Here is a 2689-nt window from a genome sequence, read left to right on the forward strand (position 1 = left end):
ATTGTTCCCAGTATTATTACTACTAATACTATCCATAAAGGGTGTCTTTTTCCTTTATCTTTCCGAAAGTCCTTGACTTGTTTTAGTTTTTCTATTAAGCTCAACATATGTTTTAAAAGTTGGCGGTCACTTATCATTTTACCTGACAGTGATCGCTTTTACTTTTGATATTCTGATGGGAGAATGAATCAGCCCTACCAACCGGGGGGGGTTCTTGCCTCTTGTCTCATCTCAACAGGCAATTTAAATACGCGGGCAGCCCCTGTATCTTACTTTCTACCCCGATTGACCTTAAGTGGGACAATTAGATCAATGCACAATTAAAGCTTTTTGTCAAGAAAATAATATTAAACTTATTATTGATGTCTGCCATGCCCACGCCCAAATTATCTGGCAATTAGCGATTAATTAAGCTACCCTAACTAATATCCCCCCATTTGCCTCGATTTAGAACTGGCTTTTATCCGTCCCCACCTTATTATCGATTTTTTCCAGAATATTATGTCTGAAACTATCACTCCCGCCATTAGCGATCGCATCTGTAAACACATGAACAAAGATCACGGTGATGCCGTGCTTTTCTACGCTCAAGTTTACGGTAATATTACCGATGCAGAAACTGCTCAAATGCTCTCCATCGATCCCCAAGGCATGGATTTAGCCGTAGAAAAATTAGGGGAGAGTCAAACAATTAGAATCCCTTTTGAGCGCACCCTAGAATCAGCCAAGGATGCCCATAATATTCTCGTTGAGATGCTAAAAGTTAATCAAACCACCCCTTGACAAAGCCCGATTTTGCGACTATCACCGAAAAAGACCAACCTAGAGAATTAGCCCATGAATCAGGTTAATAGTACGGGAATAAAAATACCCAAGTCTGGCTGGCGTTTACTGCCTTTTTTAGTCTTGGGTGTGCTAGTTTTTGCCTTTAATTCCTCCCTAGAATTAAATTATCTAGTTAAGGGTTATATTACTCTCTTGGAATTACAGACAGGCATCGTGGTTTTATACTTTCTTTTGGCTAAATTAGGGAAATCTCAAAAATTATGAGAAATAGAACTATAGCGGCTTTACTAGCCTTTTTTCTTGGTTATCTTGGCATCCATAAGTTTTATCTAGGGGAGAATTTGGCAGGTGTTCTCTATCTACTTTTCTTCTGGACTTTTATCCCTGGCATCATTGCTTTTTTTGAATTTATTGGTTTAATCATCATGTCAGATCAAGCTTTTGATGCTAAATACAATCCTAACTATCTCCCCAGCAGTAGAGAGCGAGGACTGCCGGAATCAGGTCAGCAAAAAACCGCTACTTTACTCCAGCTTAAAAAACTTTACGATCAGGGAATTATTACTGCTGAAGAATACGAAGAAAAACGCAGAAAATATTTAGATTCTCTTTAAAAAAATATGTCTAATCTCTCTCCTCGCCCTCCCGAATCTTCCGAGTGGATCTGGCTGTCTTTAGTCCCAGTTTTCGGTGGGCTTGCCATTGCTAATGCTGGCAAAAAAAACAATAACCAAAGTTGGTTATCCGTCGGCATTGCCTTGACAATTATCTCCCTTATTTTCCTTACACAAGAGTCTTTTATCGTAATTTGGTTTGCCCAAATCGGCCTGGGTTTATACATCCGTCAACAGCTTAATTCCCATCCAATAGCTTCGGCAAATAGAACCGATTCCAGACAGTCATCCCCTCCTCTCGAAAAAATTGATATTAACAGCTGTTCCACCAACGATCTGGTTTATAAATTAGGGTTGCCGATTGTCTATGCCAATGATATCGTTTCTGTCCGTAATGAAGGACATATTTTTACCCATTTGGAAGAATTACACTTCTTGGCTGGTTTACCAGAAAATTATCTCAAAAAACTGGAACCTTTGATTATCTTTGCCTACGATATTCGCCAAGAAGTTGACGTTTCTTGGCGTTGTTTAAACTACCACTCCGTTGAGGAATTAGTCAATCTCGGTCTTGACTTTTCCTTGGCCGATAAAATTGTCGCCGAAAGAGAAAAAAACGGTGTCTATCGTTCGGCCATCGAAGTGAGAAACCGGACAGGTATTCCCTTAAAATCCTATCAGCAATTGCTCTAATTAGCTTGATTCTAGTTATAGCTTGAATTGCTTTTCTAGCAAAGACACGATCCAACTTCTAGGTAAAAAACGGGGCAGATTGACGATAATTTTATTAGCAAATTTACCGGCTACCACGTTGGGGCGTTTGTTTGCCAAGGCGGTTAAAGCCTCTTGTACCACCACTTCTGCCGAATCTAACCGGCCGTTTTTGCCCATCAAAGCCCTGGGAAATCGGGCCACCTCAAAAAAATTCGATTCCGTCGGACCGGGGCAAAGAGCGAGGATTTCAACGCCTTTGTCCTTATTTTCTGCCCAGAGAGACTCGCTAAAGCTGAGGACAAAGGCTTTTGTCGCCGCATAGACGGAAAGATAGGGCAGCGGTTGAAACCCGGCAATGGAAGCAACATTGATAATTGCCCCCCCAGTGCCGGCAAGCATGGGAAGGAGAAAATAGTGGCTTAATTCCACCAATACCAGATTATTGGGACTTAAACGCTCAACAAGAGTATAATAGAGTATAATCGTTATAGAATAAGCACTTTACGTTGAAAAATCGGCGATGAAAGAGACAACCCCAGCCGCGATGCCCCCGTGCTTTGACCGATGGTGTCGGC

At 41.2% G+C, this 2689-nt stretch carries 5 protein-coding genes and 1 pseudogene; 4 read left to right on the forward strand and 2 right to left on the reverse strand.

The genetic code is table 11. The annotated features are described in order from the left end of the window. Positions 1-107, reverse strand: a 107-nt coding sequence (locus IM477_RS23460) for a transposase family protein (protein ID WP_502846571.1), incomplete at its 3' end; no start/stop codon positions are given. A gap of 394 nt (positions 108-501) precedes the next feature. On the opposite strand from IM477_RS23460, the gene IM477_RS20565 reads away from it, so the two are divergent. The 4 genes from IM477_RS20565 to IM477_RS20580 are packed head-to-tail and all read left to right on the forward strand — an operon-like array spanning position 502 to position 2093. Next, positions 502-783 (forward strand): DUF2470 domain-containing protein, encoded by a 282-nt coding sequence (locus IM477_RS20565; RefSeq protein WP_002784578.1) that lies wholly within the window; start codon positions 502-504, stop codon positions 781-783. Positions 784-837: 54 nt separating this feature from the next. After that, on the forward strand, positions 838-1050 hold the full coding sequence (locus IM477_RS20570; protein WP_002761887.1) for a hypothetical protein: 213 nt from the start codon (positions 838-840) through the stop codon (positions 1048-1050). Continuing rightward, positions 1047-1400, forward strand: coding sequence for an NINE protein (locus tag IM477_RS20575; RefSeq protein ID WP_002798892.1), 354 nt, complete (start codon positions 1047-1049; stop codon positions 1398-1400). Before IM477_RS20570 ends, IM477_RS20575 begins: the two co-directional genes overlap by 4 nt. Before the next feature lie 6 nt (positions 1401-1406). Continuing rightward, positions 1407-2093, forward strand: coding sequence for a helix-hairpin-helix domain-containing protein (locus tag IM477_RS20580; protein WP_287733280.1), 687 nt, complete (start codon positions 1407-1409; stop codon positions 2091-2093). Between the two features lie 15 nt (positions 2094-2108). Here the strand turns inward: IM477_RS20580 and IM477_RS20585 are convergent. After that, positions 2109-2564: pseudogene (locus IM477_RS20585) on the reverse strand (SDR family NAD(P)-dependent oxidoreductase); the annotation flags it as partial. Between the last annotated feature and the right edge of the window lie 125 nt (positions 2565-2689).

It is taken from the genome of Microcystis sp. M090S1 (genome assembly GCF_020246295.1).
In the GTDB taxonomy this organism is placed as follows: domain Bacteria; phylum Cyanobacteriota; class Cyanobacteriia; order Cyanobacteriales; family Microcystaceae; genus Microcystis; species Microcystis aeruginosa.

What these genes read in the sequence shown, in the direction of transcription:
- IM477_RS20570 (WP_002761887.1), top strand. Translation starts at nt 838, where the DNA reads ATGAATCAGGTTAATAGTACGGGAATAAAAATACCCAAGTCTGGCTGG.
- IM477_RS20575 (WP_002798892.1), top strand. Translation starts at nt 1,047, where the DNA reads ATGAGAAATAGAACTATAGCGGCTTTACTAGCCTTTTTTCTTGGTTAT.
- IM477_RS20565 (WP_002784578.1), top strand. Translation starts at nt 502, where the DNA reads ATGTCTGAAACTATCACTCCCGCCATTAGCGATCGCATCTGTAAACAC.
- IM477_RS20580 (WP_287733280.1), top strand. Translation starts at nt 1,407, where the DNA reads ATGTCTAATCTCTCTCCTCGCCCTCCCGAATCTTCCGAGTGGATCTGG.